The organism is Pseudomonas rubra (assembly GCF_028656935.1).
Taxonomy (GTDB): Bacteria; Pseudomonadota; Gammaproteobacteria; order Pseudomonadales; family Pseudomonadaceae; genus Aquipseudomonas; species Aquipseudomonas rubra.
Genome location: NZ_JAMDGZ010000035.1, coordinates 70,191 through 90,891, shown reverse-complemented (window position 1 = coordinate 90,891; position 20,701 = coordinate 70,191). Strand labels below are relative to the sequence as shown.

The following is a 20,701-nucleotide window of genomic DNA, read 5'->3' as shown; positions in this document are numbered from 1 at the left end:
AGGAGCCGGGCATGTTCCGTCCCAAACTGTTGTTCACCAGCCTTGCCGCCCTCGCCCTTGGCGCCTGCTCGCCGCAAGACCCACAAGCGGTGACCTCGGCGGCGATCGCCAAACAGGTGATCCTGCCGACCTACAGCCGCTGGGTCGAAGCTGACCGGCAACTGGCCGTCAGCGCCCTGGCCTTCTGTGAAGGCAAGGCCGATCTGGCCACAGCCCGCGCCGACTACCTCCACGCGCAAAAAGCCTGGGCCGAGCTGCAACCACTGTTGATCGGCCCGCTGGCCGAAGGCAACCGCGCCTGGCAGGTGCAGTTCTGGCCCGACAAGAAGAACCTGGTTGGCCGCCAGGTCGAGCAACTGGTCAACGCTGACACGCCGGTCGATGCTCAGACCCTGGGCAAATCCAGCGTTGTTGTGCGCGGCCTGTCGGCTTACGAATACATTCTCTTCGACAGCAAGCCAGACACTGCCAACGCCGAACAGAAAGCCCGCTACTGCCCACTGCTGGTGGCCATCGGCGAACACCAGAAGACTCTGGCCGAGGAAATCCTCAAGGGCTGGAACAGCACCGACGGCATGCTCGCGCAGATGACCAAGTTCCCCAACCAGCGCTATGCCGATTCCCACGAGGCCATCGCCGACCTGCTGCGCGCCCAGGTCACCGCCCTGGACACCCTGAAGAAGAAGCTTGGCGCGCCCATGGGCCGCCTGAGCAAGGGCATCCCACAACCACTGCAGGCAGAAGCCTGGCGCAGCCACACCTCGCTGAAGAGCCTGGAAGCCAGCCTGATCGCCGCCCAGACCGTCTGGGTCGGGGTCGATAACAAGGGCCTGCGCGGCCTGCTGGGCAAAGACCAACAAGCCCTGGCCGACAAGATCGACGCCGCCTACGCTGACTCGATCAAGCTGCTGGCCAGCAACCAGAAGAGCCTGGGTGAGTTGCTCGACGACGAAGCCGGTCGCCAGCAGCTCAACACTCTTTACGACAGCCTCAACGTCGTCCACCGCCTGCACGAAGGCGAACTGGCCAAGGCGCTGGGCATTCAGCTGGGCTTCAACGCCAACGACGGTGACTGATCATGTTGCGACGCCAGGCTCTCAAACTCGGTAGCGTTGTGCTCAGCGCCCTCACCCTCGGCGGCTGGACCCTGTTTCGCAACAAGAGCGGTACACCGCTGCTGCTCTCGGCGCGCGACGATGGCGACGGCAGGCACTACGCCGTTGGCTACCGCCTGGACGGTACTCAGGTGTTCGCCACCCAGGTGGGCCAGCGTTGCCACGACATCATCAACCATCCCGAGCAGCCGATTGCCCTGTTCGTCGCCCGTCGCCCCGGCACCGAGAGCTACCTGATCGACCTGCGCGACGGACGCTTGCTGCAGACCATCGCCTCGCAGCCGAACCGGCATTTCTACGGCCATGCGGTGATCCACAAGAGCGGTGAGTGGCTGTACGCCACAGAGAACGACACCACCGACCCTGGTCGCGGCGTACTCGGTGTCTACCGCTTCGACGGCGAGCGTCTGAACCATACCGGCGAAATCTCCACCCATGGCATCGGCCCGCACCAGGTGTCGTGGATGCCTGACGGCGAAACCCTGGTGGTGGCCAACGGCGGCATCCGCACCGAGGCCGAAAGCCGGGTGGAGATGAACCTCGATGCCATGCAGCCAAGCCTGGTGCTGATGCAGCGCGACGGCACCCTGCTGAGCAAAGAGCTGCTCAGCCAGCAAATGAACAGCGTGCGCCACCTGGCAATTGCCGCCGATGGCACCATCGTCGCCGGCCAGCAGTACATGGGCGCCAGCCACGACACCGCCGAGCTGCTGGCGATCAAGCGGCCGGGCCAGGCGTTCACAGCCTTCCCGGTGCCCGAGCAGCAGTTGCAGTCAATGGCCCACTACACGGCCAGCGTCGCCGTTCATAACCAATTACGCCTGGTCGCCCTGACGGCGCCCCGGGCCAACCGCCTGTTTATCTGGGACCTGGACAGCGGCCAAGTACGCCTGGACGCCCCTATGCCAGATTGCGCCGGGGTCGGCGCCGTGGCAGATGGCTTTGTCGTGACCTCCGGCCAGGGCCGTTGCCGCCTGTACGATTGCCGCAAAAGCGAGTTGATCGGCCAGCCGCTGCAACTGCCTTCGGGGCTCTGGGACAACCACCTGCATCTGGCCTGAAAATAGCCTGGAACACAGGCTTCCCTGCCCCGGTCAACAGAGTACTATTCGGCTACAGCGCACGTGGGCAGGAACGCCCGTTGTCGTGCCAAACGAACAATAACGAGTTTCCAAGGAACTGGACTATGCTGCGCCGCCGCATGCTGATCATGTTGGGTGTTGTCCTGTTGCTCGTGCTGATTCTGGGGGGCTACAAGGCCTTTACCATCTATCAGCAAATCCAGTTGTTCTCGGTCCCCAAGCCTGCGATCAGTGTAGCGGCGACCGAGGCCAGCGAGCGCGTCTGGCAGAACCGTCTGCCTGCAGTCGGTAGCCTCAAGGCGCTGCAAGGGGTCGACCTGAGTCTGGAAATCGCAGGCACAGTCAAAGCCCTGCTGTTCGAGTCCGGGCAGAAGGTCAGCAAGGGCCAGCAGTTGCTGCAACTGGACAGCGATGTCGAAACCGCACTGCTGGGTACCGCCCTGGCCGACCTGGGCCTGGCTCAGGTCGACTACAACCGCGGCAGCCAACTGGTCGGCAGCCAGGCCATTTCCAGGGGTGAGTTCGATCGGTTGAGCGCACAGTTCAAGCGCAACAAGGCGGTGGTCGAGCAACTCAAGGCGGCACTGGCGAAAAAAAGCATCAATGCGCCTTTCAACGGCACCATCGGCATCCGCCAGGTGGACGTCGGCGATTACCTGGCCAGCGGTACGGTCATCGCCACCCTGCAGGACCTGAGCAGCCTCTATGTCGACTTTTTCGTCCCGGAACAATCGATCCCCAGGCTAAGCATCGGCCAGCAGGTGCTGGTCAATGTTGCCGCCTACCCGCAGGAACATTTCCCCGGCAGCATCAGCGCTATCAACCCCAAGGTCGAAGACAGCACTCGCAACGTGCAGGTCCGCGCCACCCTGGCCAACCCCGACGGCAAGCTGCTACCGGGCATGTTCACCAGCCTGCAGGTGCTGTTGCCCGACCCGCAGCCGCAGGTGGTGGTGCCGGAAAGCGCAGTGACCTACACCCTGTATGGCAACTCGGTGTATGTCGCGGTGCCGAAGGAGGCTGAAAAGGCCGAAGACAACACCCAGGTCCAGCCGCCCCTCATAGCCGAACGCCGCTTCGTTGAAACCGGCGAACGCCGTGATGGCCTGGTGGTCGTCCACAAAGGTCTCAAGGCTGGCGAAACCGTAGTCACCGCTGGCCAACTGAAACTGACCCAGGGCGCCTCGATCAGCATCAGCCCGGATAAGGCCCTGCAAGCGCCAACCAGCCCGCCGCGCGGCAACTGATCAAGGAACCGTCATGGCCTTTACCGATCCGTTCATCCGCCGTCCGGTGCTGGCCAGTGTGGTCAGCCTGCTGATCGTACTGCTGGGCTTGCAGGCCTGGAGCAAGCTGCCGATCCGCCAATACCCACAGATGGAAAACGCCCTGATCACCGTGACCACCGCCTACCCCGGGGCCAACGCCGAGACCATACAGGGCTATATCACCCAGCCACTGCAGCAAAGCCTGGCCAGCGCCGAAGGCATCGACTACATGACCTCGGTGAGCCGGCAGAACTTCTCGGTGATTTCGATCTACGCGCGTATCGGCTCGGACAGCGACCGATTGTTCACCGAACTGCTGGCCAAGGCCAACGAGGTCAAGAACAAGCTGCCCCAGGATGCCGAAGACCCGGTGTTGAGCAAGGAAGCCGCCGACGCCTCGGCACTGATGTACGTAAGCTTCTACAGCAGCGAGCTGAGCAACCCGCAGATCACCGACTACCTGTCGCGGGTGATCCAGCCCAAACTTGCGACCCTGCCAGGCATGGCCGAGGCAGAGATCCTTGGCAACCAGCTGTTCGCCATGCGCCTGTGGATCGACCCGGTGAAGCTGGCCGGCTATGGCCTGAGCGCCAATGACGTGACCCAGGCGGTGCGCGGCTACAACTTCCTCTCCGCCGCTGGCGAGCTCAAGGGCGAATACATTGTCACCAGCATCAACGCCACCACCGAGCTGAAAACCGCCGAAGCCTTCGCCAACATCCCGCTCAAGACCAACGGCGACAGCCGGGTGCTGCTCGGCGATGTGGCACGGGTCGAAATGGGCGCGGAAAACTACGACACAGTCAGCTCTTTCGATGGCACGCCATCGGTGTACATCGGCATCAAAGCCACCCCGGCAGCCAACCCGCTGGAAGTGATCAAGGAAGTGCGCAAGCTCATGCCCGAGCTTGAAAGCCAACTGCCATCGAACCTCAAAGCCTCGATTGCCTACGACGCGACACTGTTCATCCAGGCCTCGATCGATGAGGTGGTGAAAACCCTGGTCGAAGCAGTGCTGATCGTCATCGTTGTGGTCTTCCTGTTCCTAGGGGCCTTGCGTTCGGTGCTGATCCCGGTGATCACCATTCCGCTGTCGATGATCGGCGTACTGTTCTTCATGCAGTTGATGGGGTATTCGCTCAACCTGCTGACACTGCTGGCCATGGTGCTGGCCATTGGCCTTGTGGTCGATGACGCCATCGTCGTGGTGGAAAACATCCACCGGCATATCGAAGAAGGCAAATCGCCCCACCAGGCGGCCCTGGAAGGTGCACGCGAAATCGCCATGCCGGTGGTGTCGATGACCATTACCCTGGCCGCCGTCTATGCGCCAATCGGCTTTCTCGAAGGCCTTACCGGCGCGCTGTTCAAGGAGTTCGCCCTGACCCTGGCCGGCGCCGTGGTGATCTCTGGCATCGTCGCCCTGACCCTGTCACCAATGATGTGCGCCCTGCTCCTGCGTCACGAAGAGAACCCCACGGGCCTGGCCCACCGCCTGGATGTGTTGTTCGAGCGGCTCAAGCAGCGCTACCAGACAATCCTCCACGCCACCCTCAACACCCGGCCGGTGGTGCTGGTGTTCGCGTTGATCGTGCTGTGCCTGATTCCGGTGTTTTTGATGTTCACCAAGAACGAGTTGGCGCCGGACGAAGACCAGGGCGTCATCTTCATGATGGCTACCGCCCCGCAGCCGACCAACCTCGACTACCTGAACAGCTATACCGACGAGTTCGTCCAGATATTCAAGGCGTTTCCCGAGTACTACTCGTCGTTCCAGATCAATGGTTTCAATGGTGTACAGTCGGGCATCGGCGGCTTCCTGCTCAAACCCTGGAACGAACGCGAGCGCACCCAGATGGAGCTGCTGCCGCTGGTCCAGGCCAAGCTTGAGGCCATCAGTGGCCTGCAGATCTTTGGCTTCAACTTACCCTCGCTGCCCGGTACCGGCGAAGGCTTGCCGTTCATCTTCGTGATCAATACCGCCAATGACTACGCGTCATTGCTGGAGGTTGCAGAACGGGTCAAAGCGCGCGCGCAGGCTTCCGGCAAGTTCGCCTTCCTCGATATCGACCTGGCCTTCGACAAACCCGAGGTGGTAGTCGATATCGACCGGGCCAAGGCCGCGCAGATGGGGGTGTCCATGGATGCTCTGGGCGGCACCCTGGCAACACTACTGGGTGAAGCGGAGATCAACCGCTTTACCATCGATGGGCGCAGCTACAAGGTCATTGCCCAGGTTGAACGCCCCTACCGCGACAACCCCGACTGGCTAAATAACTACTACGTGAAGAATCAGCAAGGACAGATGCTGCCGTTATCGACCCTGATCAGCATCAGCGACCGCGCCCGACCGCGCCAGCTCAACCAGTTCCAGCAGCTGAACTCGGCGATCATCCAGGGTTTTCCAATGGTCAGCATGGGTGAGGCGCTAGATACCGTACGTACCATCGCCCGTGAAGAAGCGCCAGAAGGCTATGGCTTTGACTATGGCGGCGCGGCGCGTCAGTTTGTCCAGGAGGGCAGTGCCCTGTGGGTAACCTTCGGCCTGGCCCTGGCGATCATCTTTTTGGTGTTGGCCGCCCAATTCGAGAGCTTTCGCGACCCGCTGGTAATTCTGGTGACTGTGCCGCTGTCGATCTGCGGGGCATTGATCCCGCTGTTCCTGGGTATCTCGAGCATGAACATCTATACCCAGGTGGGCTTGGTAACCCTGATCGGGCTGATCAGCAAGCACGGTATCCTGATCGTCGAGTTTGCCAACCAGTTACGTGTGCAGAAGGGCCTGAGCGCCCGCGAGGCAGTGGAGGAAGCCGCCTCCATCCGCTTGCGCCCGGTGTTGATGACTACTGCGGCAATGGTTTTTGGCATGGTGCCGCTGATCCTGGCCACTGGCGCCGGAGCAGTCAGCCGCTTCGATATCGGCACGGTGATCGCAACCGGAATGTCGGTGGGCACGCTGTTCACCCTGTTCGTGCTGCCGTGCATCTACACCTTGCTGGCCGCTCCTGCAGCGCTCAACCGCTAGCGCGAACGCCCTGGCTCAGGCCGAACAGCAATAACAGCAGATCGTGGTCTGGCTTGGCATCGACCTGGGGCTTTAATACCCGTGGCAACGGGCATTGCGCGCCGGCGTCGATCTTGCTGAAGATCTGCGGCCGCGGCTCTTCCCACGCCGCCACCGCAGCGGTTGCCACGCCCAGGGCGACGAGCAGAAACAGACCTCTAGCTATTTCTAGTTTCATTACTCTAAACCTTTGACAGGGCTGCCAAACGCCTTTTGGTAAAAATAGAGCAGTTTTTGCCACTCTGCGTCGTTGAAAGACGAGTGGCGGCGCAATTGTTTAAGGTCATTGGCGGCAGCGCGCTGGCAACTGATACGCCGGCGGCACTTTTCCAGGTCCAGTAGCGCCACTTCAGCACGGGCTTGGGCGCCTTCGCCAATGACTTTGACGAATACATGCTTGCCATACAAACAACCGTGCTGCCAATGACCACGGTGCATGCGCGCCAGGTTGCCGGCCAGGTCCTGCAGCACTCGCTCAAGCAGCGCCGGGTGATAGCGCTCACGAGCGCCATCGGCGAACCAGCTGTCGATATCCTCGAACCCCTCCAGTGCCTCGCTGACCAGCAATGCCCGCCACTGGTGCTCGGCGTCGCGCTCGACACCGCAATAGACAATATGCGGCACCCGCACCCCAAGCTGCTCGAAACTGTTCAGGGCATCGTATTCGCGCAGCACGGTAGGGCGGCCGAAGGGATGCAACAGGCTGCGATAGATGTGGCCTATCTGGCGCTTGGCATAAAACGTATGGCCAGTGTCGTCGCTCAGCCGCTGTACACCACTCTCGCCGCCGCGGCGCTGGTTGGGCTCTTCCACCCATTCGCCCTGCTGCTGCCAAAAATGATCGAACTGATCCTTGTTCGTCGTTGCTGCTGTGCGCTCGAACCCCATGCCCCGCTTACCCCTTACGCAATAGATAGACTCGCCACATGGCATAGAACGGCAGGAAATCCAATCGTTCCTGAATGCGGAAACCTGCGGCCTCAAATTCCTCTTCAACCGTAGCAACTGGTAACACAAAGCGATTCTGGTAACTGCCCTCCCCATTTTTCGCGGAACGCTGTTGCTCGAGTTTTTTGCGTCGCCAGGCTTTGAAATTGCCGTCCACCCACAGCGAAACAATCACGCTGTCGCGGGTAACCCGTTGAAATTCAGAAAGTAATGTTTTTCGGTGGGCTGCTTCGCCGATGTGGTGCATCAGCCGCATGCAGAAAATACTGTCGACCGCGTTATCCGGTAAATCGATGGCGAACGCAGATGTCTGCAAAGTACGTACCCGTTCCACCACATGCGCCGGTTGCGAGGCCCGTGCGGTCTCGAGCATGGCTTCGGAGTTGTCGGCACCGATGATCACCCGGTTGGGCTTTTCCGCCAGCAATGGCCAGAAGCGCCCGGCGCCACACGGCAGGTCAAGGACCAGCCCGGGTTCACCCGCCAGAGCCAGGGCGCGACGGGCCAACTGCTCGTCACGCTGATGGGACATCCTGCGCGCCATACCATCATGATGCTTGAGGAAATACTCTTGGGCGTGCTGTTGGTCGTACTTTTCCGAAAACTCGAGTTTGATGGGACTACGCATGGTGCATCTCCTGACTCCAATGCGCCCACCTTAGGTAGGCAAGCGTTGGCGTCAGGTCATGCCGGTGTGAAAAATTTGTTAATTGCCGTGACAAAGGTTTCAATTAATTACAGAAATTTACAGCTGGACGATCACCCTATTGCCCCTCTGGCCTGTGCTCGGGGGCCAGGCTCAGATCCACATAAAAACGGCACCCGTGGGGCACCATGGCCGTTAGGCTGACGGTCCAGCCCTGGTCATCGCAAATCCGCTGGACCAGTGACAAGCCCAGGCCCAGGCCTTCGCCGCGCCTCTCATCACCGCGTACGAACGGTCTGAACATCGCTTCACGCTGCTCTTCAGGAATCCCTACACCACTGTCCTCGACCAGAAAGCCCGCAGGTTCCAGCGTCAAGCGTATGAAGCCCCGATCGGTGTAATGTGCAGCGTTGCGCAACAGGTTGCCCATGACCGCCTGGAGAAAGGTGGCGTTGTACAACATCGAGGGGGCGGCGTTGGCGTCGTACATCAAGGTCAGGCCTTTCTGCTCGATGGTGTCACGCCAGACGCCAATCAGGTCGTCCGCCACTTCCTTCATGCTCGCTTGCGAGGCGACAGCGCCTTCATCGCGTTGGGCGCGGGCAAGCATCAGGAAGGTTTTCACCAGTTCCTGCATCTCTTCGGTAGCCCGGGCAATGCGCTCGACCTGCGAGCGCACCCGGGGCTCGATGTTCGGGTTGACCAGCAACAGCTCACAGGAGCTGGCCAGTACCATCAGCGGGGTACGCAGCTCATGGCTGACATCACTGGTAAACAGCCGTTCTCGGGTCAGGGCATCGCGCAAACGACCGAGGGTGTCGTCGAAGGCTACCGCCAACTGACCCACTTCGTCCTCCGCATAATCCGGCGCCAGTGGTGGCGCCAGGCCAAGCAATTGATCACGGTGACGGACCTGGCGAGCCAAGCGAACAACCGGTGCCATTACCCGTCGCGCCAGAACCCAACCCAGAAACACAGCCAGCGCCAGGCTCAGGACGAAGCCGACTACCACAACCGCAAACAGCACCCGCTCACGCTCTTCGAAATCACTCTGGTCCTGGAGCAACACGTAACGCCGGCCATCAACGATCTCGACCATCGCGTGATAAGACAGGTCTTCACGAAACACTTCATGAAAACCGCGATCAAGATGGCGCAAGTCTTTGGGCAATTCGAATTCGTCGCGCCCGCCGCTGAAATAGAACAATTGGTCCGGCCGCGGGCGATGGCTCCAGTCGCCGACGCTGTCCATGCGCAGCAAACGCTGCAGATCACCGCCCAGCACGGCGGAAATCAGCCGCTCTTCAACCAGGTGTACCGTGGCGACGATGCCGAAGGCGAACGCTCCGGCCACCAGCGCGCTCATCAAGGCAAAGGCAATAATGATCCGCTGGGCAAGGCTCTGCTTAAACTCCATCACGGCCCTCGGCCAGGCGATAGCCGACGCCGTGGACGGTGTGCAGCAAGGGCTTTTCAAACGGTTTGTCGATCACCTGGCGCAATTGATGAACATGACTGCGCAGGCTGTCGCTGTCGGGACAATCATCTCCCCACAGGGCCTCTTCGAGCACTTCGCGACGCAGCACATGTGGGCTCTTCTGCATCAGCACCGCCAGCAGTTTGAGGCCAACCGGGTTGAGCTTGAGCAACTTGCCTTCGCGGGTCACCTCCAGGGTGTCCAGGTCGTAGATCAGGTCGCTGATCTGCAGGGTACGCCGGCCCCCGCCTTGGGCTCTGCGCAGTACCGCCTCGATACGCGCAGCCAGCTCCGACAGTGCAAACGGCTTGAGCAGATAGTCGTCAGCACCGGAGCGAAAGCCCTGCAGACGGTCATCCAACTGGTCCCGGGCGGTGAGCATGATCACCGGGGTGTCGCGCCGGGCATCTTCGCGCAGGCGCTTGCACAGGGTGTAACCGTCAATGCCTGGGAGCATGATATCGAGCACGATCAGGTCATAGTGCTCGGTGGCGGCCAGATGCAGGCCGGACAGGCCATCCTGTGCGCAATCGACGGTGTAACCCTTGAGGCCCAGGTAGTCAGCCAGGTTGGCAAGGATATCGCGGTTGTCTTCAACCAAAAGAATTCGCATGGAGTGTCTCCTGTCCGGCGTTTTTGCCCGCTTGGCAGGCGCAGCTTAAGGCCATCAGCCACGCTCGGCTAGGGCGCGGCGACTTTATTGAAGGTTAACGTTTTTTTCACTCAGACTTCACGCACAAGCGATGGCGAAGCCCAGAGAATCACCGGTCGAACTGACCTGCCTGGACCTGACATGCTCCTACGTGCCCCTTCCCGCCCGCTCAACATGTGGATTGCCCTTGGCATCCCGACCATCACTGCGCTGATCTTGATTCTGCTGGAGCTGACCTCACTGGACATGGACCTGGCCAAGCTGGCGTTCGACCCGGTGGCCGGAGAGTTCATTGGCCGTCACAGCTACTTTCTTGAAGATATCCTGCATGATCGGGCCAAACAGGTGGTGATCGCCATGGGGGTGGCAGCTATCGTCGCCTTCATCGCCAGTTTTTTCTGGCCACGGCTGTTCAGCTGGCGCCGCGAACTGGGTTGCCTGGTCCTGGCCATGGGGCTGTCGACCGGCTTTGTCACACCGGTCAAGGCGGTGACGGCGGTGCAATGCCCGTGGAGCCTGAGCGAGTTCGGTGGCAAGCAAACCTACAGCGAGTTGCTCAGCCCGCGTCCGCCAACCGACAAGCCCGGTCGCTGCTGGCCAGGTGGTCACGCTGCCACGGGGTTCACCTTATTTGCGCTGTTCTTTGTCCTGCGTGACCGTCGTCCACGACTGGCACGGGCGGCATTGCTGATCGCATTTGGCCTGGGCACGCTGTTTTCGATCGGGCGCATGCTGCAGGGCGCGCATTTTTTTTCGCACAACGTCTGGACCGCAGTGTTTTGCTGGCTGATCAGCCTGGGTTGTTACTACTGGGTGCTGTACCGCCGGCCTGTTGAACTGAAGCAGAATGCACTGGCTCCTACGGTGTAAAAATCAGGCATAAAAAAAAGCCCCGCACAAGGCGGGGCTCTTTAGCGAACGGGTAAGGCTGACTTACATCATGCCGCCCATGCCGCCCATACCACCCATGCCGCCCATGTCTGGCATGCCGCCTGCACCCGCTTCAGTTGGAGCATCAGCAATCATGGCTTCGGTGGTGATCATCAGACCGCCGATCGAAGCTGCAGCCTGCAGCGCCGAACGGGTTACCTTGGCAGGGTCGAGGATACCCATTTCGATCATGTCGCCGTACTCGCCAGTAGCAGCGTTGTAACCGAAGTTGCCGGAACCTTGCTTGACCTTGTCGACCACAACGCTTGGCTCGTCGCCGGCGTTGGCGACGATCTGGCGCAGTGGCGCTTCAACAGCGCGACGCAGCAGCTGGATACCAACGTTCTGCTCTTCGTTGTCGCCTTTGAGGTCGGCAATGGCTTGCAGAGCGCGAACCAAGGCAACACCACCGCCAGGTACCACGCCTTCTTCGACGGCTGCACGGGTAGCGTGCAGGGCGTCTTCAACGCGAGCTTTCTTCTCTTTCATTTCGACTTCGGTGCCAGCACCGACCTTGATAACGGCAACACCGCCAGCCAGTTTGGCCAGGCGCTCTTGCAGTTTTTCACGGTCGTAGTCCGAGGAAGTCTCGGCAACCTGAGCGCGGATCTGGGTGATACGTGCCTGGATGTCGGCTTCTACACCAGCGCCGTCGACGATGATGGTGTTTTCCTTGGACAGGGTGACACGCTTGGCGTTACCCAGGTGCTCCAGGGTAGCGGACTCCAGGCTCAGGCCGATTTCTTCGGAGATCACAGTACCGCCGGTCAGGACAGCGATGTCCTGCAGCATGGCCTTGCGGCGGTCGCCGAAGCCAGGGGCCTTGACCGCAGCAACCTTGACGATGCCGCGCATGTTGTTGACGACCAGGGTCGCCAGCGCTTCGCCTTCGACGTCTTCAGCCACGATCAGCAGCGGACGGCCGGCCTTGGCAACGGCTTCCAGCACTGGCAGCAGTTCGCGGATGTTGGAGATCTTCTTGTCAACCAGCAGCAGCAGAGGGCCATCCAGCTCGGCGACCATGGTGTCTGGCTTGTTGACGAAGTAAGGGGACAGGTAGCCGCGGTCGAACTGCATGCCTTCGACGACCGACAGTTCGTTTTCCAGGCCCGAGCCTTCTTCGACGGTGATCACGCCTTCTTTACCGACTTTTTCCATGGCTTCGGCAATGATGTCACCGATGGAGTTGTCAGAGTTGGCCGAGATGGTACCGACCTGAGCAATGGCCTTGGAGTCGGCGCATGGCTTGGACAGGGACTTCAGCTCTTTGACGATGGCGATGGTGGCTTTGTCGATACCACGCTTGAGGTCCATCGGGTTCATGCCGGCAGCAACGGCTTTCAGGCCTTCGCTGACGATAGCCTGAGCCAGGACGGTAGCGGTGGTGGTACCGTCGCCTGCTTCGTCGTTGGCCTTGGAGGCTACGTCTTTGAGCAGTTGGGCGCCCATGTTTTCGAAGGCGTCTTTGAGTTCGATTTCCTTGGCAACCGACACACCGTCTTTGGTGATGGTCGGAGCGCCGAAGCTCTTGGCCAGAACAACGTTACGGCCTTTCGGGCCCAGGGTGGCTTTTACAGCGTCAGCCAGAACGTTGACACCAACGAGCATTTTCTTACGGGCGGAGTCGCCGAATTTTACGTCTTTAGCAGCCATGATCGTTTAATCCTTGAATACTTTGGAGTAACGGGAAACCAGCGGAATCAGCCTTCGATGACAGCGAGAATCTCGTTCTCAGCCATCACCAGCAGGTCTTCGCCGTCAACTTTCACAGTGTTGCTGCCCGAGTAAGGGCCGAAAACCACCTTGTCACCCACTTTCACGGCCAGCGCACGCACTTCACCGTTGTCCAGGATGCGGCCGGTACCTACAGCAAGGACTTCACCGCTGTTGGCTTTTTCGGCAGCCGAACCTGGCAGAACGATACCGCCAGCGGTTTTCTTCTCTTCTTCGCTGCGACGGATAACGACGCGGTCATGCAGAGGACGAAGCTTCATTGTCGATCTCTCCTAATTGTGGTTTTCATCGGCCGGTATCGACACCGGCGGGTTGATGCATGCGGCTTGGCCGCTCGTAGCCCGCGGTGCGGACCACACATGTAATGTCTGGTGCAAATCACCAGAAACCTTGCGGTGACCCATACATGAGGTCGCCAAGGGCAATTACAAGGCTTGCAGACGAAAATTTTTAGCGATCGCCCCTGCGCAATGCAAAACGGCCCCACAAGGGACCGCTGGCAAACCACAGGTATCTGTTACAGATCTCGCGGGCCCCGCAGGTTGGGCTGATCGGGGTCGTCACGGCCCACCACCTCGCCTTCAATCACCGTTGGCTGGTGGCCACGACCTGTTGGGCCGGGGCGCGTCATGAACGGCTCGTCACCAAAGGCACGCTGGTGCATGGCCTGGGCTTCGGCGCGCTCGCGCATCTTGCGCCCGAGCAGGCGACGCGTGAATGGTAGCAGGCACACCAGGCCAAGCACATCGCTGATAAAGCCCGGCAACAGCAGCAAACCGCCACCGAGTGCCAGCATCAGGCCGTGGAACATGTCTTCGGCAGGCAACTCGCCACGCTGCAAGCTCTCGCGGGCACGCAGGGCGGTGGCAAGACCTGCCACCCGCACCACCAGCACACCCAGGGCGGAGCCGGCAATGATCAGCAGCAGCGCCGGGAAAAAGCCGATCGCGGTGCTGACCTTGAAAAACACATACAACTCCAGCACCGGAAAAATCAGAAACAGCAATAGAAAAGCACGCATCAACGGTTCCTCTGCGCAAGATGTCCTTGCAGTAGACCTTTAATGGATGCGGTCCATCGCCATTTCAAGCCTCGGTAGTTTCACGCGCCGGCCATTGATCGGCGCGAGCCAGAAAAACCAGGGCTTCGCGCACTTGTATCGGCGTATTGCAAGGCGCCGCGAAGGGCAACCAGTACAGCCCCTGGCCAATGCGCAGGTGCATGCCCTCGCTGTCGATACCGACCATCTGCGCCGCCCCCTGTGGCAAGCCACTGAGCTGGACGTAATGTTCAATGGCGTTGGCATGATCGCTGTTCATGTGTTCGATCATGCTCAGCTCGGCCTTGCCGGCAAAGGGGTTGGCCAGGTTCAGGTGATCGATCCAGTGGATCGCGCCGAAACCGCCAATGTAGCGATGGCGTACCGGTTTGAGCACCCAGAAGTCAAAATCGTGGGCTTTATGATAGTTGGCCGAATCGGGAAAGTAGCGATAGTAACGTTCTGCCGCAGCGTCCACCGCTTCAGGATCGACCAGTTTGTGTGCCTCGGCCAGTACCGTCAGGCGGCCCACGGCCTGGACATCTTCGGCGTCACGCTCGCCTACCAGCAAAGAGCACTTGGGGTCTTTTTGCAAGTTGTGGGTATGCTGGGCAATACGGCTGATAAGGATCATCGGGTTGCCCTCCGCGTCCAGGCAGTAGGGCACCACCGAGCCGAAGGGAAAGCCCGGCATCGACTTGGAATGGGTCGACAGCACCCCACGGTATTCCTTGAGCAGCAGCTCCCGTGCCTGTGTTGCGGCTTTAGCGCTCACTGTATGACTCCCCGCTCGATAATCATCGTAATGCTGGCCGTATGTGCAAGCACTCGACCAGGTCAGTTAACCGACAAAATAATCATTATCGCCCGGGGTTGCCAGCGCGCTTACCAGGCGACGCCGAAACCTGCGGTATAGCGGGTCTTGTCCAGGTCGCTGTCACGGGTGCCGCTGATGATGTCTTTCTCGGCCTTGAGGTTGAGCGAGGCCCATTCGGTGACCTTGTAGCGCAGGCCCATCTCTGCATCCAGAGCATACTCGGCGACGCCGCCCAGTGGCTTGCCAACTTCGCCGTTGGTGAAGAACTCGACGCGCTTGCCAATCAGGTAACGGTTGTAGTCCCACTTCATGGCCAGTGCGTAGAAGTTGTCTTTGCCACCGTCGGCATATTCATAGTCAGTGCGGTTGACCAGGGAGCCGAGGGAGAACGCGCCCAGTTCGTCATCCCAGAACTGGTAACCCGGGCCGGTACCCACGGTGCGCTGGCGGGCCAGGTCTTCGACATGGTCACGCTTGAACTCCAGGCGGCCCTGCCAGAACCATTTCTCGGTGATGAACCGGTCCAGCGCGTACTCGGCACTCCAGTTGTTGGTGGTGGTGACCTCGTCCTTGCTCTCGCGGTTGTACTCGCCTTCGGCCTGGTGCCGCCAGCGGCCATGGCGCGCTGAAGTCTTGAAGTCGATGTCGTAGTCGTCGCTGTCGGTCTCGGCGCGCTTGTAGTCCAGCGCCAGGTCGACGTTGCCCTTCCACGACAGGTCTTCAACCACAGGCTTGGGCTTCATGATCTGCTGGATACTGGCCAGCTCGACGGTTTTGGGCACATCACCATTGGCCAGGATGACCTTGCCGTTGTCGGCCGCCTGCAGCGACTTGGCTTTCTCACCGGTATAGGCGTCCTGCTTGACCAGCAGTTCCTGATCGCTCTCCAGGGTTTTCACCTGCTTCCAGTCCAGGGCAATGGAGCCGCCGTAGGATGTTTCGAGCAACAGTTTGCCGCCATCGAAGACCTTGATCTTGCCACTGAGCTTGTCACCGTTCTTCATCCATACGGTGTCGGCAAGGGCTGGGGAACAGGCAGCAGCGAGGGCAACGCACAGCAGGGCTCTAGAAAACATAAGCAGCAACGGACTCGGGTTGGCGAAAAAGTCGGGCATTATCCAGATACCCGCCATCAGAGCAAGGACTGACCAGCAACCATGTCGATGAGTTCAATTCTTATTTGCCGGCCTGACCCGGCGTTCCCCGCACCACACGGGCGCATCCGTTGATGAACGGGACGCCTGGCGATCCGACCGCCAGCAGCGAAGCCCGACGAATGGCACTGTATCTGGTGCTCGGGCAAGTCCCTGCAGGCAAGGTCATCAGCTATGGCGAGCTGGCCCAGTTGGCCGGCCTTGGCCGCGCAGCGCGCTGGGTCGGGCGTACCCTGAGCCAGCTACCCGGCGATACCCAACTGCCCTGGCACCGGGTGCTGGGTGCGGGAGGCCGCCTGAGCCTGGCCCTGGGAACCCCCTCCGGCGACGAACAGCGTGCGAGGTTACGGGCAGAAGGCGTCACCTTGCACAATAATCGTGTGGATATGTCGCGCCATGGCTGGCGCCCAATGGAGCACAGCGGTTAGAGTGCGCGCTTTGTTTTCGTAAACTTGAGGCAGATGTTGGCCCATGCCCCGTAAAACCTGGCGCGCTGCGCTCGCTGCCTATGCCAGCCCGTCGACACTGGTGCTGTTGTTGCTTGGCTTTGCCGCCGGCTTGCCTTACATGCTGGTGTTTTCGACCCTGTCAGTATGGTTACGCGAAGCGGGCGTAGCCCGTGAAACCATCGGTTATGCCAGCTTGATCGGCTTGGCTTATGCCTTCAAGTGGGTGTGGTCGCCTCTGCTCGACCAATGGCGCCTGCCATTGCTTGGCAAACTCGGGCGCCGCCGTTCCTGGCTGGTGCTGTCACAGATCCTGGTGGTTATCGGCCTGGTCGGCATGGGCTTCTGCGACCCGCAAAAGCACCTGTCGTGGCTGATCGCCCTGGCGGTGCTGGTGGCCTTTGCCTCGGCGACCCAGGACATTGCGGTTGACGCCTACCGCCTGGAAATCGCCGACGACCAGCGCCAGGCGGCCCTCGCTGCCAGCTACATGGCCGGCTACCGGGTTGCCGCGCTGCTGGCCACCGCCGGTGCGCTGTTCTTCGCCGAAGGCTTCGGCTCCACCGGCTTCAGTTACCTGCACAAGGCCTGGACCGGCACCTACGTGCTGTTCGGCGTGCTGATGCTGCCTGCGCTCATCACCACCTTGCTGATGCGTGAACCCCCGGTACCGTTGCGTACCCAGCTGTCGGCCGCACGCTACGGCCTGGCCCATCAGTTGGCGTCGGTGTTCGTGCTGATCATCCTGCTGGTGTCGGTACCGGCGACCTTCACCCAGCTGTACAACACCGACTTTGCCAGCGTGCTGTTCGAAGGCGTGAGCCTGCTCGACCTGTTGCTCGAAGACCGCGCTTTCTTGCGTGCGATCCTCTACATCACCCTCACCGCCCTGTGCCTGTCGTCCATGGGCCGCCGCGGCCTTGCGCCGGTGCTGACACCGGTCAACGACTTCATCACCCGCTATCGCTGGCAGGCGCTGCTGCTGCTCGGGCTGATCGCCACCTACCGGATGTCCGATACGGTCATGGGTGTGATGGCTAACGTGTTCTACATCGACCAGGGCTTTACCAAGGACCAGATCGCCAGCGTCAGCAAGATCTTCGGCCTGATCATGACTCTGGTAGGCGCCGGTTTCGGTGGCCTGCTGATCGTGCGTTTCGGCATCCTGCCAATCCTGTTCATTGGCGGCGTAGCGTCGGCGGCGACCAACATCCTGTTCCTGATGCTCGCCGACATGGGCGCCAACCTGCAGATGCTGGTGGTGACCATTTCCCTCGACAACTTCAGTTCAGGCCTGGCCACCTCGGCGTTTGTCGCCTACCTGTCGAGCCTGACCAACCTCAAGTTCTCGGCCACCCAATACGCCCTGCTGAGCTCGATCATGCTGCTGTTGCCACGATTGATTGGCGGCTATTCGGGGGTCATGGTGGAGAAGTTCGGCTACCACGACTTCTTCCTGATCACCGCCCTGCTCGGCGTGCCGACCCTGATCCTGATCGCCTTGCAATGGCGTCAGGAGCGAGGCAGGCCGGAGCCGGTCGAGCACTCGGTGGCTGAACGCCCCTGAACAGCGCTGAGGCTATTGAAGGCGTTACTCCTGGATAGCCTCAGGCAAGTCGACAGAAGCGCCCAGAACGATCCTCAGCGGCCACAGCGCCAGCATGCCTGCCACACCCGCCGCCAAGGCGAAGTGCAACAGGCTGGCAACGCCGCGCTCACAGGCCTTGGTGCCAGGCGAGAGCGCGTGTCGAGGCCAAAAAGTCTGGCGGCTCACACGCATTCGCCAGATGTGTAGATACCTATGCAGATCGCGGGGCAAGCCCCGCGATTGCGTCGGTCATTATTGCACCGCCGCTTCCTGCACCACGCGGATTACCCGCTGTGGAAAGGGAATGTCGATGCCTTCGGCCTTCAGGCGGTCACGGGCATGCTCGTTGAGCATGAACATCACATCCCAGTAGTCGGCGGTGTTGACCCAGATGCGCAGCGATACGGTGATCGAGCTGTCGCCCAACGTCGAAATCACCGCTTGTGGCGCCGGGTCCTGATGCACCCTTGGGTCCTGGGCCAGCTCCAGCAGTACGTTGCGGGCCTTTTGCAGGTCAGCGTCATAGTCAACGCCCACATCGAACACCACCTTGCGCGTCGGCTGGCGGTTGGTGTTGGTGATGATGCCGTTGGACAGGCTGCCGTTCGGCATGATCACCGTCTTGTTGTCGCCGGTACGCAGCACGGTGTGGAAAATCTGGATGCTGTCGACGGTACCCGCCACACCCTGGGCTTCAATCCAGTCGCCGATACGAAACGGACGGAACAGCAGGATCAACACACCACCTGCGAAGTTGGCCAGGCTGCCCTGCAGGGCCAGACCGATAGCCAGGCCTGCGGCACCGATGGCAGCGACGAACGAGGTGGTCTCGATGCCGATCATCGAGGCTACGCTGACAATCAGCAGGATCTTCAAAATGATGTTGGCCAGGCTGCTGATGAAGCCTTGCAGGGCCAGGTCGGCATTGCGCAGGGCCAGCAGTTTGCCCAGACGATAAGTGACCTTGTTGATCACCCACCAGCCGATGGCCAAGGTCAGCAGCGCCAGCAATAGGCGGCTGCCGTACTCCATCATCAACGGAAGCCAGGTTTGCGAAGCCTTGACCAGTTGGTCGACCTCAGCGTTTAAATCCATCGTATGTTCTCCTGATGCCGAGCGGCAAAGAGCTGAAAAAGACCTGCCGCAAACGTTTCAGCGGCGCCTGGGCCCTCGGACGCCAAAAAGGCGCCAAGGTTCCAGGCTCCGTGACGTCAGTCGCGGAAATTGTTGAATTGCAGGGGCATTCCGAACTCTTTGGCGCGCAAGGCAGCGATCGCTTCTTGCAGGTCGTCGCGTTTCTTGCCGGTGACACGCACCTGCTCGCCCTGGATGGCAGCCTGGACCTTGAGTTTGGCGTCCTTGATGTGAGCGACGATCTTCTTCGCCAGTTCTTTGTCGATACCCTCTTTGAGCACCGCTTCCTGCTTCATGACCTTGCCCGAAGCGAAGGCGTCCTTCACTTCCAGGCACTGCACGTCGATCTTGCGCTTGACCAGGGCCAGCTTGAGGATGTCGATCATCGCCTCGAGCTGGAATTCGGCTTCAGCGGTCAGGTTGACGGTCAGTTCCTTTTCCTTGAACTCGAAGCTACCCTTGCCCTTGAGGTCATAGCGGCGGTCCAGTTCCTTGACCGCGTTTTCCACGGCGTTGGTGACTTCGTGTTTATCCAGTTCCGATACCACGTCGAACGACGGCATACCTTTTCTCCAAAAAATAAAGGCACCCTCGCGGCTCTGCTTGAAGAGCGCGATGGAGCGCGCAGGGTTTGACGGTTAAAATACCGGATCATTATAACGGTTGCGAAACGCTGATGAGCAGCACCTGGCATATTCTCGGCGCCGGCAGTCTGGGCAGCCTCTGGGCCTGTCGGCTGGCCCGTGCAGGCAAACCGGTCCGGCTGATCCTGCGCGACAAGCTGCGCCTGCAGGCCTATGAAGCCGCAGGCGGCCTGACCCTGATCGAGCAGGGCAAGGGGCAACTGCAGGCAATCCCGGCGCAGTTGGCCGACGACAGCACGCCAATCCACCGTTTGCTGGTGGCCTGCAAGGCTTACGACGCCGAGCAGGCCGTGGCACAACTGGCGCCGCGCCTGACCAAGGATGCCGAGCTGATCCTGTTGCAGAACGGCCTGGGAAGCCAGGAAGCGGTGGCCAATCGCGTGCCCCACGCCCGCTGCGTGTTCGCCTCCAGCACCGAAGGCGCGTTCCGTGAACAGGACTGGCAGGTGAACTTCGCCGGTCATGGCTTCAACTGGCTGGGCGACCCGGCCAACCCCGGTGCCCCGGACTGGCTCGACGATCTGACCGATGCCGGCATTCCCCACCAGTGGACCCCGGACATCCTCACCCGGCTGTGGCGCAAGCTGGCGCTCAACTGCGCTATCAACCCGCTGACGGTGCTGCATGACTGCCGCAATGGCGGCCTGCAAGAACATCACTGCGAAGTCACCACCCTGTGCGCCGAGCTTGCCGAGTTGCTGCAGTACTGCGGCCAGCCGCAAGCGGCCGAGGGCCTGAGTGAAGAAGTCGAACGAGTGATCCATGCCACCGCAGCCAACTATTCTTCGATGTACCAGGATGTTCGCCACGGCCGACGCACCGAAATCCATTACCTGCTCGGCCATGCCTGCCGCACTGCCAGCCGCCATGGGCGGCAGCTCCCACACCTGGAGCGGCTGTACCGGCGCCTGGTCGAACACCTGAACACGCGCGGATTGCCCTGCGACTGAGCGCGGCGCTACC

General features: G+C 60.7%; 20 protein-coding genes. 8 read left to right on the top strand and 12 right to left on the bottom strand.

Annotation, left to right across the window (positions count from 1 at the left end; translation table 11 throughout):
- Nucleotides 1-11 precede the first annotated feature (11 nt).
- The 4 genes from M5G17_RS16730 (at nucleotide 12) to M5G17_RS16715 (ending at nucleotide 6,490) form a co-directional block, all read left to right on the top strand.
- Nucleotides 12-1,076 (top strand): imelysin family protein, encoded by a 1,065-nt coding sequence (locus M5G17_RS16730; protein WP_273894025.1) that lies wholly within the window; start codon nucleotides 12-14, stop codon nucleotides 1,074-1,076.
- Between the two features lie 2 nt (nucleotides 1,077-1,078).
- Nucleotides 1,079-2,176, top strand: coding sequence for a DUF1513 domain-containing protein (locus M5G17_RS16725; RefSeq protein ID WP_273894024.1), 1,098 nt, complete (start codon nucleotides 1,079-1,081; stop codon nucleotides 2,174-2,176).
- 125 nt (nucleotides 2,177-2,301) lie between these two features.
- Nucleotides 2,302-3,444: an efflux RND transporter periplasmic adaptor subunit gene (locus M5G17_RS16720; protein ID WP_273894023.1), complete on the top strand. Its 1,143-nt coding sequence runs from the start codon at nucleotides 2,302-2,304 to the stop codon at nucleotides 3,442-3,444.
- 13 nt (nucleotides 3,445-3,457) lie between these two features.
- The gene (locus M5G17_RS16715; protein ID WP_273894022.1) at nucleotides 3,458-6,490 is read left to right on the top strand and encodes a multidrug efflux RND transporter permease subunit; all 3,033 of its coding nucleotides are present in this window, start codon (nucleotides 3,458-3,460) and stop codon (nucleotides 6,488-6,490) included.
- Here M5G17_RS16715 and M5G17_RS16710 read toward each other — a convergent pair.
- The 5 genes from M5G17_RS16710 to colR form a co-directional block, all read right to left on the bottom strand.
- Complete coding sequence (locus tag M5G17_RS16710; protein ID WP_130266133.1) at nucleotides 6,480-6,707, bottom strand: hypothetical protein; 228 nt, start codon at nucleotides 6,705-6,707, stop codon at nucleotides 6,480-6,482. The two genes, M5G17_RS16715 and M5G17_RS16710, sit on opposite strands and share 11 nt — an antisense overlap.
- On the bottom strand, nucleotides 6,707-7,417 hold the full coding sequence (locus M5G17_RS16705; protein WP_273894021.1) for a lipopolysaccharide kinase InaA family protein: 711 nt from the start codon (nucleotides 7,415-7,417) through the stop codon (nucleotides 6,707-6,709). Before M5G17_RS16705 ends, M5G17_RS16710 begins: the two co-directional genes overlap by 1 nt.
- Before the next feature lie 7 nt (nucleotides 7,418-7,424).
- Nucleotides 7,425-8,105 (bottom strand): class I SAM-dependent methyltransferase, encoded by a 681-nt coding sequence (locus tag M5G17_RS16700; RefSeq protein WP_273894020.1) that lies wholly within the window; start codon nucleotides 8,103-8,105, stop codon nucleotides 7,425-7,427.
- 136 nt (nucleotides 8,106-8,241) lie between these two features.
- The gene (locus M5G17_RS16695; protein WP_273894019.1) at nucleotides 8,242-9,540 is read right to left on the bottom strand and encodes a sensor histidine kinase; all 1,299 of its coding nucleotides are present in this window, start codon (nucleotides 9,538-9,540) and stop codon (nucleotides 8,242-8,244) included.
- Nucleotides 9,530-10,213 (bottom strand): two-component system response regulator ColR, encoded by a 684-nt coding sequence (colR, locus tag M5G17_RS16690; RefSeq protein ID WP_045197381.1) that lies wholly within the window; start codon nucleotides 10,211-10,213, stop codon nucleotides 9,530-9,532. The genes M5G17_RS16695 and colR overlap by 11 nt, the downstream gene beginning before the upstream one ends.
- Nucleotides 10,214-10,393: 180 nt before the next feature.
- Between colR and M5G17_RS16685 the strand changes: the two genes are divergently transcribed.
- The gene (locus M5G17_RS16685) at nucleotides 10,394-11,122 is read left to right on the top strand and encodes a phosphatase PAP2 family protein (RefSeq protein WP_273894018.1); all 729 of its coding nucleotides are present in this window, start codon (nucleotides 10,394-10,396) and stop codon (nucleotides 11,120-11,122) included.
- Nucleotides 11,123-11,185: 63 nt separating this feature from the next.
- Here M5G17_RS16685 and groL read toward each other — a convergent pair whose 3' ends face one another.
- The 5 genes from groL to M5G17_RS16660 all read right to left on the bottom strand — a co-directional run bounded on the left by groL (nucleotide 11,186) and on the right by M5G17_RS16660 (nucleotide 15,848).
- Complete coding sequence (gene groL, locus M5G17_RS16680) at nucleotides 11,186-12,835, bottom strand: chaperonin GroEL (RefSeq protein WP_273894017.1); 1,650 nt, start codon at nucleotides 12,833-12,835, stop codon at nucleotides 11,186-11,188.
- 47 nt (nucleotides 12,836-12,882) lie between these two features.
- Nucleotides 12,883-13,176 carry a co-chaperone GroES gene (locus M5G17_RS16675; RefSeq protein ID WP_273894016.1) on the bottom strand — a complete coding sequence of 98 codons (294 nt, stop codon included), beginning with the start codon at nucleotides 13,174-13,176 and terminating at the stop codon, nucleotides 12,883-12,885.
- A 257-nt stretch (nucleotides 13,177-13,433) separates the two neighbouring features.
- Complete coding sequence (locus M5G17_RS16670; RefSeq protein ID WP_273894015.1) at nucleotides 13,434-13,937, bottom strand: FxsA family protein; 504 nt, start codon at nucleotides 13,935-13,937, stop codon at nucleotides 13,434-13,436.
- A gap of 64 nt (nucleotides 13,938-14,001) precedes the next feature.
- A complete protein-coding gene (locus tag M5G17_RS16665) occupies nucleotides 14,002-14,730 on the bottom strand; it encodes a HugZ family pyridoxamine 5'-phosphate oxidase (RefSeq protein ID WP_273894014.1) in 729 nt (242 codons plus the stop codon).
- Nucleotides 14,731-14,840: 110 nt separating this feature from the next.
- A complete protein-coding gene (locus tag M5G17_RS16660; RefSeq protein ID WP_273894131.1) occupies nucleotides 14,841-15,848 on the bottom strand; it encodes a DUF481 domain-containing protein in 1,008 nt (335 codons plus the stop codon).
- 152 nt (nucleotides 15,849-16,000) lie between these two features.
- On the opposite strand from M5G17_RS16660, the gene M5G17_RS16655 reads away from it, so the two are divergent.
- On the top strand, nucleotides 16,001-16,354 hold the full coding sequence (locus tag M5G17_RS16655) for an MGMT family protein (RefSeq protein WP_273894013.1): 354 nt from the start codon (nucleotides 16,001-16,003) through the stop codon (nucleotides 16,352-16,354).
- A gap of 43 nt (nucleotides 16,355-16,397) precedes the next feature.
- A complete protein-coding gene (locus M5G17_RS16650; RefSeq protein WP_273894012.1) occupies nucleotides 16,398-17,939 on the top strand; it encodes an AmpG family muropeptide MFS transporter in 1,542 nt (513 codons plus the stop codon).
- A 273-nt stretch (nucleotides 17,940-18,212) separates the two neighbouring features.
- Here M5G17_RS16650 and M5G17_RS16645 read toward each other — a convergent pair whose 3' ends face one another.
- The gene (locus M5G17_RS16645; protein WP_273894011.1) at nucleotides 18,213-19,055 is read right to left on the bottom strand and encodes a mechanosensitive ion channel family protein; all 843 of its coding nucleotides are present in this window, start codon (nucleotides 19,053-19,055) and stop codon (nucleotides 18,213-18,215) included.
- A gap of 116 nt (nucleotides 19,056-19,171) precedes the next feature.
- Entirely contained in the window at nucleotides 19,172-19,657 is a 486-nt protein-coding gene (locus M5G17_RS16640; RefSeq protein WP_010220808.1) for a YajQ family cyclic di-GMP-binding protein, read from the bottom strand.
- 113 nt (nucleotides 19,658-19,770) lie between these two features.
- Here M5G17_RS16640 and M5G17_RS16635 point away from each other — a divergent pair, with 113 nt between their 5' ends.
- Nucleotides 19,771-20,688, top strand: a complete 918-nt coding sequence (locus M5G17_RS16635) for a putative 2-dehydropantoate 2-reductase (protein WP_273894010.1) — start codon at nucleotides 19,771-19,773, stop codon at nucleotides 20,686-20,688.
- Nucleotides 20,689-20,701 lie beyond the last annotated feature (13 nt).